The 14,056-nt window shown below is 37.8% G+C and carries 12 protein-coding genes; all 12 read right to left on the reverse strand.

The window, feature by feature from the left end; all coding sequences use genetic code 11:
* Positions 1-46 precede the first annotated feature (46 nt).
* The 12 genes from MHH96_RS00790 to MHH96_RS00845 all read right to left on the reverse strand — a co-directional run bounded on the left by MHH96_RS00790 (position 47) and on the right by MHH96_RS00845 (position 13,989).
* Positions 47-1,216: an extracellular solute-binding protein gene (locus tag MHH96_RS00790; RefSeq protein WP_061800930.1), complete on the reverse strand. Its 1,170-nt coding sequence runs from the start codon at positions 1,214-1,216 to the stop codon at positions 47-49.
* A gap of 563 nt (positions 1,217-1,779) precedes the next feature.
* Entirely contained in the window at positions 1,780-3,858 is a 2,079-nt protein-coding gene (locus MHH96_RS00795) for an alpha-glucuronidase family glycosyl hydrolase (RefSeq protein WP_144546087.1), read from the reverse strand.
* A gap of 77 nt (positions 3,859-3,935) precedes the next feature.
* Entirely contained in the window at positions 3,936-4,622 is a 687-nt protein-coding gene (locus MHH96_RS00800) for a GntR family transcriptional regulator (RefSeq protein WP_235844546.1), read from the reverse strand.
* 260 nt (positions 4,623-4,882) lie between these two features.
* Complete coding sequence (locus MHH96_RS00805) at positions 4,883-5,413, reverse strand: chromate transporter (RefSeq protein WP_095330294.1); 531 nt, start codon at positions 5,411-5,413, stop codon at positions 4,883-4,885.
* Positions 5,410-5,973, reverse strand: a complete 564-nt coding sequence (locus MHH96_RS00810; protein ID WP_341116358.1) for a chromate transporter — start codon at positions 5,971-5,973, stop codon at positions 5,410-5,412. The genes MHH96_RS00805 and MHH96_RS00810 overlap by 4 nt, the downstream gene beginning before the upstream one ends.
* Before the next feature lie 24 nt (positions 5,974-5,997).
* A complete protein-coding gene (locus MHH96_RS00815) occupies positions 5,998-7,608 on the reverse strand; it encodes a gamma-glutamyltransferase family protein (RefSeq protein WP_144546084.1) in 1,611 nt (536 codons plus the stop codon).
* A 1-nt stretch (position 7,609) separates the two neighbouring features.
* Positions 7,610-8,602 (reverse strand): ABC transporter ATP-binding protein, encoded by a 993-nt coding sequence (locus tag MHH96_RS00820; protein ID WP_144546082.1) that lies wholly within the window; start codon positions 8,600-8,602, stop codon positions 7,610-7,612.
* The gene (locus MHH96_RS00825) at positions 8,571-9,581 is read right to left on the reverse strand and encodes an ABC transporter ATP-binding protein (RefSeq protein ID WP_095322059.1); all 1,011 of its coding nucleotides are present in this window, start codon (positions 9,579-9,581) and stop codon (positions 8,571-8,573) included. The genes MHH96_RS00820 and MHH96_RS00825 overlap by 32 nt, the downstream gene beginning before the upstream one ends.
* 9 nt (positions 9,582-9,590) lie before the next feature.
* Positions 9,591-11,117, reverse strand: coding sequence for a glutathione ABC transporter substrate-binding protein (locus tag MHH96_RS00830; RefSeq protein ID WP_123260579.1), 1,527 nt, complete (start codon positions 11,115-11,117; stop codon positions 9,591-9,593).
* Positions 11,118-11,143: 26 nt separating this feature from the next.
* On the reverse strand, positions 11,144-12,043 hold the full coding sequence (locus tag MHH96_RS00835) for an ABC transporter permease (RefSeq protein WP_123260578.1): 900 nt from the start codon (positions 12,041-12,043) through the stop codon (positions 11,144-11,146).
* A gap of 15 nt (positions 12,044-12,058) precedes the next feature.
* On the reverse strand, positions 12,059-13,003 hold the full coding sequence (nikB, locus tag MHH96_RS00840) for a nickel ABC transporter permease (RefSeq protein ID WP_123260577.1): 945 nt from the start codon (positions 13,001-13,003) through the stop codon (positions 12,059-12,061).
* A gap of 674 nt (positions 13,004-13,677) precedes the next feature.
* Positions 13,678-13,989, reverse strand: a complete 312-nt coding sequence (locus tag MHH96_RS00845) for a hypothetical protein (RefSeq protein ID WP_144546080.1) — start codon at positions 13,987-13,989, stop codon at positions 13,678-13,680.
* Between the last annotated feature and the right edge of the window lie 67 nt (positions 13,990-14,056).

A 14,056-nucleotide genomic window follows, 5' to 3' on the forward strand; every position in this document is an offset into this window, starting at 1 on the left:
TTATCTCCCTAGTCTCTAGTAAACAAGAGACTAGGGAAAATACTTCCTATTTGAGTGCTTGAATTTTTTCTTCCCAAAGACCGTATAATTCATTGGTCTCTTCTAAGTCTGGGAATAGTATCCATTCTCCGTCTGGAACTTTCATTTTGTCGCCTTCTTTAAACTCAGGCATTACGGCTTCCACGAGAGTTTCATATGATTTTTGATATTTAGGTTCTAGCATATCAGGTGTTGCTAGACTATTTGCTGGAAGGAAGCCTCGAACATATCCTTGTGCCTGTATTTCCTTCGATGTAGCAAACTTTAGAAACTCGAGCGCAGCATTTTTGCGATCTTCTGGTAAATCTTTTACCATTACATAAAATTGAGAATCGATAACTTGTTTGGCATCCTCCAATTTCACAGCTTCAATATGCGGCGGGATAGTTTTAATTGCTTTATTATCCGCATACCAGAATGGGATGTGCGGTACAATATCTACTGCTCCCTCATAGAGAAGATCAAACGAGTCAGATGTTTTTGCTGGGTAGGATTCAATCGTTTCTCCAATTTCTTCTAAATAACTCCACGTTTTATCTAATGAGCTTGGGTTATTTAAATCTTCTCCCATTGCTTGAATAAGACCAAAGAAGAATCCTCGTGCTGGACCACTAGATGGAACTGCAGGGTATGTAAATTTTCCTGGATTTTCTTTAATCCACTCTCTTAATTCTTCATATGTTTTCGGTGGGTTTTTAACTGTTTTTGTGTTATACATCAAGATAGGACCACCAGAACCAGTTGTAACTGGTGCACCATAGCCTTCGAATTTATCAATATACTCCTGACCAATTTCATTCCATTCTGCAGAATGAGTCTCTTCTGAGTATTCGGGTAATATCTTTTCCCATAAGCCTTCTTTAATGCCAAGTGGAAGACCATCTAAACCAGTCACCACTAGATCAATGGTTCCATTTTTACCTTGCGTTTTTATTTTGTTGATTACTTCTTGGGGTGTACCTCGACCATATTCCACGTTGTATTTTCCATCTGTTGCTTCTTCAAACATCGGTATAACAATATCCTTATAGTATTCATCTCCACCAGCGGCCGAATAAATCGTAAGCGTTATTTTACCGTTTTTACCTCCAGAACTTTTTTCAGCTCCTCCGCATGCAGATAGTAATAAACTAATTGTCATGATTATTGTTAAAAAAAGCCATCTATGCTTTTTCAAAATAATCCCCCCAATTCTCCTGTATTATTAATACTCGCAAATAAAAATGCAGAATTGTTACTGGACTAAGATGTATTTTGTTTTGCTTCTAAAAACCACCTCCTTTAAGTAGCAACGGCACCGTATAGTGCTTAAATAATTGCAAGCGATTACAATTATACAAATTCAAGATATTCGTTCTATATCCTTCTTTCATTCAACAAGAATATACTAGTATGGTAGTTAGAAGTTTAATTGTTACTTATCGTACGATTTATGCTTAAAGTTTACTATTCTATTTTGAAAGATCGATGCACTGGTGTGAACAATGGGAGAAATGATTCGTTTTAAAACTACTGTTAAATGAATCTATTTTATTCAAAAGGAGTAGGTTCTTTGGATGATTTTGCTTTCACGATTTAACTTCTACTATTAATCATGATCAATCAGAGGGGTTGTTCCAACCCCCCACTTATTGAAGGGTGACCGAATTGGTCTTTTAAGCGCAGCTGTTCCTCCACCCTGGTTTTCTTTAAATGTAAAAAGTCGATTTTACTGTATAATGCGGGGAAGAGAGGTACTAATTAATAGATCGTTCTATTTTTTTCATCGACAATTCCTGATTTTCTATAAAAATACGTATTAATGCGGTCACGCCATTCTTTCGCATTTTCTAACTGCAGCTGTAAACGTTCTTGTACATTTTCAAAAACCCAATCTTCTACTTTTCCTTCTAATTCATTCCATTTCTTAATAAACATCTCCACTTCTTCTACCCCTTGAAAATGGGTGTTATAAATATGCTGAATGACTGTCTCTCCAGAATGAAGTTTATGTAAGTATGGGACATGGTGGAAAAATAGCAGAAGCTCATCTGGACAATCATCTAATGAGTTGTATCGTTGTGCATTTGGTCCAAAATATTGCCCAGTGTAGCCAGTTCCCGTTTCCATTGTACGATCTACCCCAATTCCATCACGATCTGCAAAGTGATAGGTACCCCATTTGGAATATTCGTATCCGTCAACATTTGGACCATAATGATGATCTGGATTAACCATCCAGCCAACACCAAGGGGTGCCGTATAATGCTCATATGTTTTCCAGGATGAAAGTAAAATATCTTTAACAACACTTGCAACTACTGGATTATTCCCAAATGTTAATTGAATCCATTCATTTGTGATTGTTTCTGTCGTTAAGTCAGGATTCCAGGTTAATCTGCCAAAGCCATAAAGATTGGCCTGTGCTAAAGTATTCCCAGTCCAATTTATATCATTACCAATATTGGAGACAGCAGCAATACCACTATGGCTATAGTTATAAAGTCTGCCAGCTACGATTGATTTTACGGTCGATCCTTCTCCATCCGAATAGGTATCGAACTCTAGCACCTCTTTCCATTGTGGTACTAAATAGCAAACATCCTTCTGTTGACCGGTATATTCCTGCGCAATTTGAAATTCTACTACTTGATTCGTTTCCTTCATGGCGCCTATTAATGGAGAGATTGGTTCCCGTACTTGAAAATCCATGGGTCCATTTTTAATTTGTAAAATGACATTATCAAGGAACTGCCCATCAAGCGGCTTAAAATGATCGTACGCAGCTCTGGCACGATCTGTTTTTCTGTCACGCCAATCCTGTACGCAATTATAGACAAAACAACGCCATACTACTTTTCCATTAAAAGGCTGTAATGCTCGTGCTAAAACATTTGCCCCCTCGACATGGCCTCTGCCATAACTGAATGGTCCCGGTCTGCCCTCTGAATCCGCCTTTACCACAAAACCGCCGAAATCAGGGATATAGCGATAAATTTCTTCTGCCTTTCTCGCCCACCACTTTTCTACCTCTTGATCAAGTGGATCAGCAGTCGTCAAGTTTCCTAACTCTATTGGACTAGCAAAGTTTATACTCAAATAGGTAGTGATTCCATAAGACCTTAAAATATTTGCTACTTCTTTTACTTTAGGTAAAAACTCTTTTGTAAGCAGTTTCGTTTCTACCTTCCACACATTGACATTATTAATGGAAATAGCATTGACACCTACAGATGACAAAAGGCGAGCATAATCCTTTACCCTTGTTAAGTCCTCATTGAAGTCATTATCATTAAAAAAGATCGATTTTCCAGAATAACCACGTTCAATGGATCCGTTCATGTTATCCCATTGATTCATCATCCTCAACTGATTTTTCGGTGCTTCCTTTATTTCTAAGCCAATTAGCGGTTCTTCTTGCTGTAAAATCCTTAAGAAATGAAAAGCTGCATATAATGCGCCTCTATCTGTTTTTCCGATTAGTAGCATCTGTTTATTATCATCAGTGGTTTTTAATACATAGCCTTCATCATTTAAGTCATCAAATAACGTGGATGAGATGCCATAATCATTTAAGTTAACGCTTTCATATGTACCTAAAATAATAGAGCTTTTCATTGAATTATATGGTTGAAGAGTTGGATTAACGTCTAGCATGGATTTAAATCCATTCTGGAGTTCCCTTGCAGCAGAATTAATCATGGCTGTATCTCCTGCTATTCCAATCGTAGAGGTGATATTACTGTATTGATGAGCGTTTTCTATTTTACGATACTGCAGCCAACAATGATAACTATTGGTTACGAATTGTTGATTTTCTTTATCCACCATTTTTTCCATTTACATAACCCTCCTATAATTAACCAATACAGCTTGATTAAAATTCTGTGAAAAGGCTAGATTAGATCTTGTTAATTTTAACGAAAATAATCAGGATATGTCTTCTTTAGTTCCTCTTTTTCAAAGTTAACTAAGTTTAAATGTATCCCTATTAGTTTTTCTGCTTCGTTTGTTTTCTTTTCCTTTATAAAATGAAAGATATCTTTATGCTGAGAAACAAGCATATCCCATTCCAGATTGGATTCCAATCGAAGAACACGCAAGCGGTCAAAGTGACTATTCATTTTTCTAATCATCTTCCAAGTTCTCAGCTTGTTGCATCCTTCAAATAATAAACGATGGAACTGATCATCCAATTCCAATAATTGATGGCAGGATTGATTTTTTAAGCATAATTCCTGCATGGCAATATTAGATTCCAATTTAAATAACTGCTCTTGTTTAAAAACCTGACAAGCTTCTTTCACAACTGCTTTCTCCATATTTTCCCGGACAAACCTTGCTTCTTCCACAAGCTCTAAATCAATCAAGGAAACAATCGTACCAATTTGCGGATATATCCCCAGCAAATCTTCTTGTGAGAGCTTTAAGAAAGCTTCTCTTACCGGAGTGCGACTTACATTTAACTCACTTGCGATTTCTTGTTCAGAAATCTTTAGCCCTGGTTTTAACTCTAATTCTGTAATTCTATTTTTTAATGATTCATACACAAAATCCCTCGTAGAGATATTTTCCTTTTTCCGAATCGTAACGATTATACTCACCTTTTCCTCGGTATCCTAATTATACTAGTATGGTAGTTCGTATTTTCATTATAAAAGGACTCCCTTGGAATTTCAATCCCTTTTATTAGACTAATTTTGCATTTCTGACTATTTAAATTTTTATGATATAGGGAAAATAGGCGGTTGCAGTTTGGAATGAAGGATTAAAATTTTTAAAATTATCTCAATTGCTTTAAACTATGGACGTTACCAATATTAAAAAACTCCCATATTAATAGGGAGTTTTCTGCCATTTTCATTTAAGCCAAGAATATTGCTCCATACACTAGAGAACCCGCTATCACATAAGCTGGATGAACCTTTACCTTTTCCAATAAAATCAGGCTGACAGCTCCAAGAAATACAGTTTGCAAGATTCCTATTCCATGATAAGAATTCTGGAAAAAACTAATCGTCATCATGGCGAGTAAGACAGCAATCACAGGTCTCACTAAGTTTGTCAGCAAACTTACTTTAGGTGAATCTTTAAAATTCATTAACAGCCGTAATAAGGCAATCATTAATAATAAGGACGGTGCAACCGTTGCAAAAACCCCAATACTCGCACCAATTATTCCACCTTCTTGATATCCAATATACCCTGCCATTTTAGTCGCGATCGGGCCTGGCAGTGCATTTCCCATTGCCAGTATTTCACTAAATTCATTTTCGGTTACCCAGCCATACCGATCGACCACTTCTTTTTCCACTAAAGGGATCGATGCTGGTCCCCCTCCATAGCCGAGAATACCTGGAAGAAAAAATGCCAAAAAAATATGCCAAAAAATCATGATGCCTTCACCTCTTTCACTTCCTCTTTTTGCTTCTTGCTAAGTAGAGAGACGACAATGACAACTCCAATGACAATCGCGGGATGGATTTGGAGAAGGACTAAAAGAATAAGACTTGCGGACATCAACCCAATCGTCAGCTTCAGACGAAAATGACTATTTACTTTCTTTAGAAAGTCTACTGTCAATACCCCTAGCATTACACCAACCACAGGAACAACAGCCTTTGTCATTCCTAATACCCAAGGCTTATCTTTAAAAGAATTTAAAAAAGTTAATAAAATAATCATTAATAATATCGTCGGAACAACAGATGCAATAATAGCGTTTATCATCCCGAATACGCCCTTTACTTGCCAGCCAATATAGCCAGCCATTTTGGTGGCAATTGGGCCTGGCAACGCATTTCCTAATGCTAAAACATCAGAAAACTCATCATCTGTCATCCATTTATATTTATCCACTACTTCGTTTTTTACAAGAGGAATTGAAGAAGGACCACCGCCATATCCTAAAATCCCTACCCGAAAAAAAGCAAGAAATAGGTGCCAATGTGTCATAAATCCAACAACCTTTCTGCAGTTTTACCAAGAGGCAATCGTTCCATCTGTTCTTGATTCTGTTCCTCCAATTAATACACCTGTTTCTTCGTCTCTCCAGATAATCTGTCCTCTGCCGAAATGTCCAAACTCTGTAGCTGTTTGAATCTCATGTCCCCGTCTTGCAAGAGCTTGAGCTAAATAGTTAGGAAAATGCGGCTCAACCAGTATTTTCTTCCCTTCTATCCACTGCCAGCGCGGTGCATCTAAAGCCGCCTGTGGATTCAAATGAAAGTCGATTGTATTGGTAATAATTTGAAAATGACCTTGTGGCTGCATATAACCGCCCATCACCCCAAAAGGTCCGATTGGCTTATTATCTTTCGTAAGGAATCCAGGGATAATTGTATGATAGGTTCTTTTCCCAGGTTTTAATGCATTGGGATGAGCTGGATCGAGGGAAAAATCATGCCCCCTGTTTTGCATGCTAATCCCTGTTCCGGGAATGACAATTCCTGAGCCGAAGCCCATGTAATTACTTTGAATATAGGAAATCATATTTCCCTCTTCATCTGCTGCGGCTAAGTAAACCGTTCCTCCCTTTGGAGGTGATAGCGGTTCAGGTGTAATGGCTTGGTCGCCAATTTTTTTTCTTCTTAAAGCAGCATATTCTTCGCTTAATAATTCCTTTACTGTATGAGGCATTTCCTTTTCATCGGTAATAAATGCTTTTCCATCCGTAAATGCAAGCTTCATTGCTTCTATATGTTTATGGTATGTATCAACAGAATCCTTCTCTGTTAACTTGAAGCCTTTAGCAATATTAAGTGCCATTAATGCGACCAATCCTTGCCCGTTCGGCGGGATTTCCCAAACATCATAACCTTTATAAGAAACAGAAATTGGCTCCACCCATTCAGGATAATAACGCTCTAAATCTTCTTTTTGAAGATAGCCATTATGCTCTTTCATAAACTGTGCTATTTTATCAGCTAATTCCCCACGATAAAAGCTCTCTGCATTTGTTTCTGCAATAGAGCGCAATGTAGAAGCATGACCTGGTGATGACCAAATCTCCCCAATTTGCGGTGCTTTTCTATTAGGAGTAAACGTATCAAACCAAGGCGTATATTCATCTCCTTGAAAACTTTCTTTAAAGCGATTATAGGCCAAATTCCAATACTTTCCGAGAGTTGGGCTAACTGGATAGCCTTCTTCAGCAAGACGAATAGCTGGTGCCAATGTTTCTTTCAAAGGTAATTTCCCAAACTTTTCTGAAAGTGACGCCCAGGCAGATGGAACACCTGGTACTGTTACTGGAATAACGCCATAAGTTGGTATCTTTTCTAGCCCTTTTGCTTTTAACGAATCAATGGAAATAGAGCTTGGTGCAGGTCCGCTCGCGTTTAATCCATGCAGCTTATCCTTGAACCATACAAGTGCAAAGGAATCTCCGCCGATTCCATTAGAAGTTGGTTCCACTACTGTTAATGCCGCGGCTGTTGCAATTGCTGCATCAATCGCATTTCCGCCCTTTTGTAAAATCTCTAAACCAGCTTGAGCAGCAAGAGGCTGCGACGTAGCAACCATTCCCCTTTTTGCAAAAACAGTATTTCGCTGAGAAGGATAAGGGTGATACAAGTAATCTAGTTTCATCTTAATTCAATTCCTTTCCGACATAATGACAGGCAACAAAGTGATTTACTTCTGCTTCTTGCCACTCTGGCTTTGCTTGTTTACATAGATCTGTTGCTATCGGACAGCGTGTATGGAATGGACAGCCAGAAGGAGGATTAGCCGGATTAGGAATTTCTCCTGTTAAGCGAATTCTTTGACCTTTTGCTCCCATTTTAGGACGTGGAATCGAGGATAACAATGCTTTAGTGTAAGGATGAAGTGGATTTTCGTATAATTTTTCCGAAGAAGCAAGCTCCACTGTATTTCCTAAATACATAACTAAAACCCGATCACAGAAATAGCGAACAACCCCTAAGTCATGTGAGATAAATAGATAGGTTAATTGATATTTTTCCTTAAGCCCCTTCATTAATTTTAATACTTGGGCCTGAACAGATACATCTAATGCTGATACCGCCTCATCACAAATAATAAGGGATGGATTAAGAGCTATTGCCCGGGCAATTCCGATTCGCTGACGCTGTCCGCCACTAAATTCATGGGGAAAGCGGTCATAATGCTCTTCCTTTAAGCCCACTTCTTGTAGCAGCTCTATTACTCTTTGTTTTCTTGCCTCTTTTGATAGATTCGTATGAATGACAAATACCTCTTCCAATGCATTCCCAATTTTTTGCCGAGGATTTAAGGAAGCATAAGGATCCTGAAAAATCATCTGCATATCTTTTTTAATTGCTTTCCGTTCTTTACTAGAAAGCTCCTTTGTATTTTGGCTTTGGAAATACACCTTTCCATCGGTTATGTCTTCTAAACCGAGAATCGTTCTGCCAAGTGTGGATTTTCCACACCCGGATTCGCCAACAACGCCAACACTTTCTCCTTCGATAACTTCCAAACTAACATTTTCAACAGCTTTGACATGTCCTTGAACACGCTGCAATAAGCCGCCTTTAATAGGAAAATACTTTTTAACCCCTTCTAATTTAAGAAGGGATGGTTTCTCGATCGTCTGCATGTATTTCCACCTCCTCCTGTAACCAGCATTTTACGCGATGAGCGGAATGGAGCTCATATTCACCAGGTGATGCTTCTTTACATCGGTCTGTCGCAAATGGACAGCGTGGATGAAAACGACATCCACTAATTTCCTCATTTAGATTAGGGAGTGACCCAGGAATTGCTTCCAGTTCAAAAGATGGATCATCAATATCTGGTACAGAGTTCAGAAGACCTCTTGTATATGGATGCTGCGGATTCGTAAAAATACTCTCCACATCGCCTTCCTCCACCTTTTCGCCAGCATACATCACCATTACTCGGTCCGCTATTTCTGCGACTACACCCATATCATGAGTAACCATAATCACACCCATGCCTAGCTGTTTCTTTAAATCATCCATTAAATCTAATATTTGTGCTTGAATCGTTACATCTAATGCCGTTGTTGGTTCATCTGCAATCAATAACTGAGGACGACAAGATAATGCAATCGCAATCATGACCCGTTGTCTCATTCCGCCACTTAATTCATGGGGATATTGCTTCATTCTTTTTTCAGGATAAGGAATACCCACTTGTTTTAAAAGTTCAATTCCTTTCTCATTAGCCTTTTGCTTAGATAACTGCTGATGAAGCATAAGGGGCTCTCTTAACTGATATCCTATTGTCAGCACTGGATTTAATGCCGTCATTGGCTCTTGAAAAATCATCGATATCTCGCGGCCGCGGATAGAACGTAATTGTTCCTTTGTAAGCTTTGATAGATCTGTTCCGTTAAAATCAATTGCAGAATCTCTGCTTATATAGCCATTGCTTGGAAGAAGCCCCATGAGAGAAAGGGAGGTAATACTTTTCCCACAACCAGATTCTCCGACAATGCATAATGTTTCTCCTTTAGCTAAGTCAAAAGAAATTCCTCGTACAGCTGATAATTCCCCATCAGCTGTACGAAAATTTGTCCGTAAGTCTTTTACAGATAATAGCTTCTTCTCCATTTTTTATCCCTACTCTCTGTAAACTTTATATAATGACCAAGTTCCTGTTGGATCAATGTCTAATCCTTTAACCGATTTATCATAAGCAAGTGTTACTACGCCATGATTCATGACAATCGCAGGAGCATCTTTTACAAGAAACTCATTAGCCTCTTTTAATTTCGCTGCACGGACATTTTGATCGACACTTTCACGACTTTCTTCTACTAATTTATCAAATGTTTCATTGCTGTATTTCACCTTGTTCGAAGATTCCACATTATCAGAATGGAAATTCGGATATAGAAGCTCACTTCCATCAGCAGTTGAATTCGACCAGCTTAAGAAGCTCAGTTCATAATCCCCAGTGCGAGTTGTATCTAAGTATGTTGCCCATTCCATTGTTTCAATTTTTATTTTGAAACCAGCTTCCTGTAATTGCGACTGACTAATCTCCGCCATTTTCATATAGTTCGCTCTGTTTGCAACTAGTAATGTATACTCATTGTCCCCAAATCCATTTTTCTCAACTAATTCTTTTGCTTTTTCTAGATTATATTCATAGCCAACATCGTTACTTGCCTCATCATAGCCAAATACTTTGGGTCCAATCACACTGTTGCCAGCTATCCCTAAACCATTAAGTTGTTGTACATAAGCTTCTCTATTTAACGCATAGGCTACTGCTTGACGGAACTCTAAATTGTTCATTGGTTCCTTTTGCATATTAAATCCTAACCAGTACACAGGTGTTCCCTCTTTTTTCGTTACTTCTACATTTTTAAGTCCTTCAACACGGGACAATTGCTCTGTCGCAATAGCATCAATAAATTGAACGTCTCCAGATTGGAGCATGGAAATTGCTGTCGTTACTTCCGGAACTACTTTAAAGGTAATTTTGTTTAACTTTGCTTCTCCCTGCCAATAATCAGGATTCTTTTCTAATATTACCGATTCTCCTGGTGTCCAGCTGACAAATTTAAATGGGCCTGTACCAACAGGATTTTTCATTAGATCACCATTTTGGTCTGCTTCTGGGCTAACAATTGCTGCATTGGAATGAGAAAGTGCCGCAAGCAATGCTCCGTATGCATACTTTGTTTTAATCTCAATCGTGTACTCATCTTGGACATTAACGGACTCAATTGGTTCAAGCAAGGAAGCACGAGGTGCCGCTGTTTTTGGGTCGCGGAATTTATCAAAAGTATATTTGACTGCTTCTGCATTAAAAGGTGTTCCATCTTGGAACTTAATTCCTTCTTTTAATTTGATAATCCATGTTAATTCATCGGGATTCTCATAAGATTCTGCTAAAAGTGGTTCAATTTCCATCGTTTCTGAATTACGTGTAAATAATGTTTCATACACTTGCTCATTGACAGAGGCAGAAACAGAATCATTTGTTAGAATCGGAGATAGTCCTACTACATCTGAAGTCGATGCATAGGTTATTTCTTGTGTTACCTTTTCTCCACTTGAACTACCGCTAGAACCTTTGGAACAGCCTGCTGCAACTAGCAGCATTAATGCCATTATGGCAAATACCATCTTTTTCATGTGAAATTTCCCCCTTGGTTTATGTATTATTGATTAACCTTCATATTTGGATCGAGTGCATCTCTTAATCCATCTCCTACAACGTTAAATGCAAATACTGTTAGCATAATGGCAATACCAGGAATAATCGTCATATGCGGGGATGTCCACATATACGCCTGTCCTTGGGAAATCATTGCTCCCCATTCTGGAGTTGGCGGCTGTGCTCCTAATCCTAAGTAGCTAAGAGAAGCAGTGGATAGGATTGCTGTCGCCATACGCATTGTCGCAAACACAATAATTGGTGCTGTACAGTTTGGCAAAATATGCTTAAACATAATGCGCAAATCACTTGCTCCAAGTGATTTCAATGCCAAAACATATTCTTGCTTTTTCACCGATAACACCGAACCTCTGACAATTCTGGCACAAGAAGGAATCGACCAAATACTGATGGCGATTGCTACATTTACTAAGCTTGTTCCAAGAACAGCAATGATAAGCATTGCTAGCAAAATACCTGGAAAAGAAAATAGTAAATCTACGATTCTCATAATAATTCCGTCTAATTTTCGGTAATAGCCTGCCAGTAATCCAAGTGTAATACCACCTACTAATCCAAGCGTAACAGCTATACTGCCAACCACTAATGATATTCTTGCTCCATAAGCAATTCTGCTCCACATATCACGACCATAATTATCCGTTCCGAGCAAGTGACCCTCCGAGAACATTGGTAACTCAGTTGCTTCAAGATTTTGACTTGCAGGATCATAACCTGTTATTAGCGGTGCTGTTATCGCGATTGCAACCTGCAGAATTATAATCATCAGTCCCACGACAGCTAAACGATTTCTTATCAATTTTTTCCAAGTTGATACTAGAAATGAATCCTTTTTTGCTTTTTTCACTACTGGTGATAATTGTGGGTTTGTTACTGTTTCCATTAGCTTCCTCCTTTCTTAATTGTCATAGCTAATTCTTGGGTCTACAAAGACATAGATAATATCAACGATTAAGTTCACTAAAACAAAGAGGGATGCTACCAATAATACCGACCCTTGTACCATTGGGAAATCTCTTGAAGCAATGGCATTAATCATTAATCTCCCAACACCGTTTATTGCAAAAACCTGTTCTGTGATAATCGTCCCTCCTAATAGTCCGCCAAAGTTAACACCAATTACGGTAATGACTGGAATCATGGCATTTTTCAATGCATGTACGCCAATGATAGAGCTTTCCTTTACCCCTTTAGCTCTCGCCGTTCGAACATAATCAGCTTGAATTACTTCCAACATCGAGGAACGGCTCATCCTGGCGATCATCGCAGCTGAACCCGTTCCTAATGTAATAGCGGGAAGGATTAACTGCTGCATTCCTTCCACCGTCCAAAACGGTGCATCCAATCCTCCAACCGGCAATAGTTGCAAGTTGACGGCGAATACGAGAATCAAGATAGAGCCTAGCCAGAAGTTAGGAATCGAAATTCCCCCTAAGGAAAAAACAGTACTGAATACGTCAAGCCATGAATTTTGTTTTAGTGCGGAGATAATACCGGTTATTAATCCAATCACAACTGCGACAACGATACTTGCAATCGCTAAATTCAATGTATTCGGAAATCTTAATGCAATCGCTTCTGACACCGATTGTTTTGTCTGATAGGAATAACCAAGATCACCTTGTAAGACATTTTTTAAATAATCCCAATACTGCACAAGAAAAGGTTTATTCAACCCTAAACTTTCTTGAACCGCGGCAATATCGGAAGCAGTTGCAGTTGGTCCTGCTATGATAGAAGCTGGATCACCTGGTGCCAAATGCATACTAGCAAAAACTAAGAAAGATATTCCAATAAGTAATAGTACAAGCTGAAATAACCTTCTAATAATCATGGAGATCAATCATCTCACCTTCCCATCTTTGTAAAAATATCCAATTTTAGCTTTCAGAAGGAAATCAAATCACTTTATTTGATTAACAAACGAAAGAAAATAATTAATATTCATGATTATAAGACAGTTATAAACAGAATTCTAGTCATTTTTCTAAAAAATTTAATAATTATATATATTCTGTATTTACAGAAAACAAAAGAATCCTTTCGCACCTCTAATATTTATTTTTCCGAAATAATAATATGTTTTTCACAAAGTATAGAGGGGAAATTACTAGAGAGCATGTGAGGTGAATTCTTTTAATAATCATTCTTTTTTCAGTATTTTTATACTACTGTTATTTTCTTATAGTAATTTAGTTGCTTGAATCCCTTCAGATTTAGTAGGGATGTAAAAAGATCAATATTATTTCAAGAAAGTAAATACACTTATATTTTTTGTTGGAGATTTTTTTTAATTTGTGAATTTCCCGGAGAGAATCGATAAGGTTTCCAATATTTCACAATATAGCTATTTAAGAAGGTCGATTTGCTAGGAAGGTTTGGTAATGGCAAGACATGTAATTCATTTATATGAATTGGTGTGTAGGAAGGTTTGTAGTAATTATCTATTATCCTCCGCTTTTCGTCAGGAAGCGGAGGACAATAGACAAGTTGAAGAAAGCAATATTTCTTTTCTTCTTAAGGCGCAAAATCAATTTGACCAGTAAACAAGAGGATAAAAATGATAATCCAAAATATAAACAAAGAAGAGGAAAATATGAAAGATATTATAGGGATTACCTTTTTCTCTGTTTTCTTCATCATTGCAATGATTGATAATAGGATCCCTGTACCCGTAAGAATAAATGTAATATAATCACCAACCGCATTTCCGTTATTAGCTATTCTTGTCGGTGTGACAAAAACAATAAAGACACAAATAATACCAATGGCAAGAGCAATATAACTAATTATACTGTACTTTTTTGGTGTGTTGATTTTATTTTCCAAATATAAACAACCTTTCTAATTTTTATAATATACATGTATTTTATCATGCTTTTTCTTAATTATGGAA

Origin of the sequence: Niallia sp. FSL K6-0212 (assembly GCF_038007605.1) — a bacterium.
GTDB lineage: Bacteria > Bacillota > Bacilli > Bacillales > Cytobacillaceae > Niallia > Niallia circulans.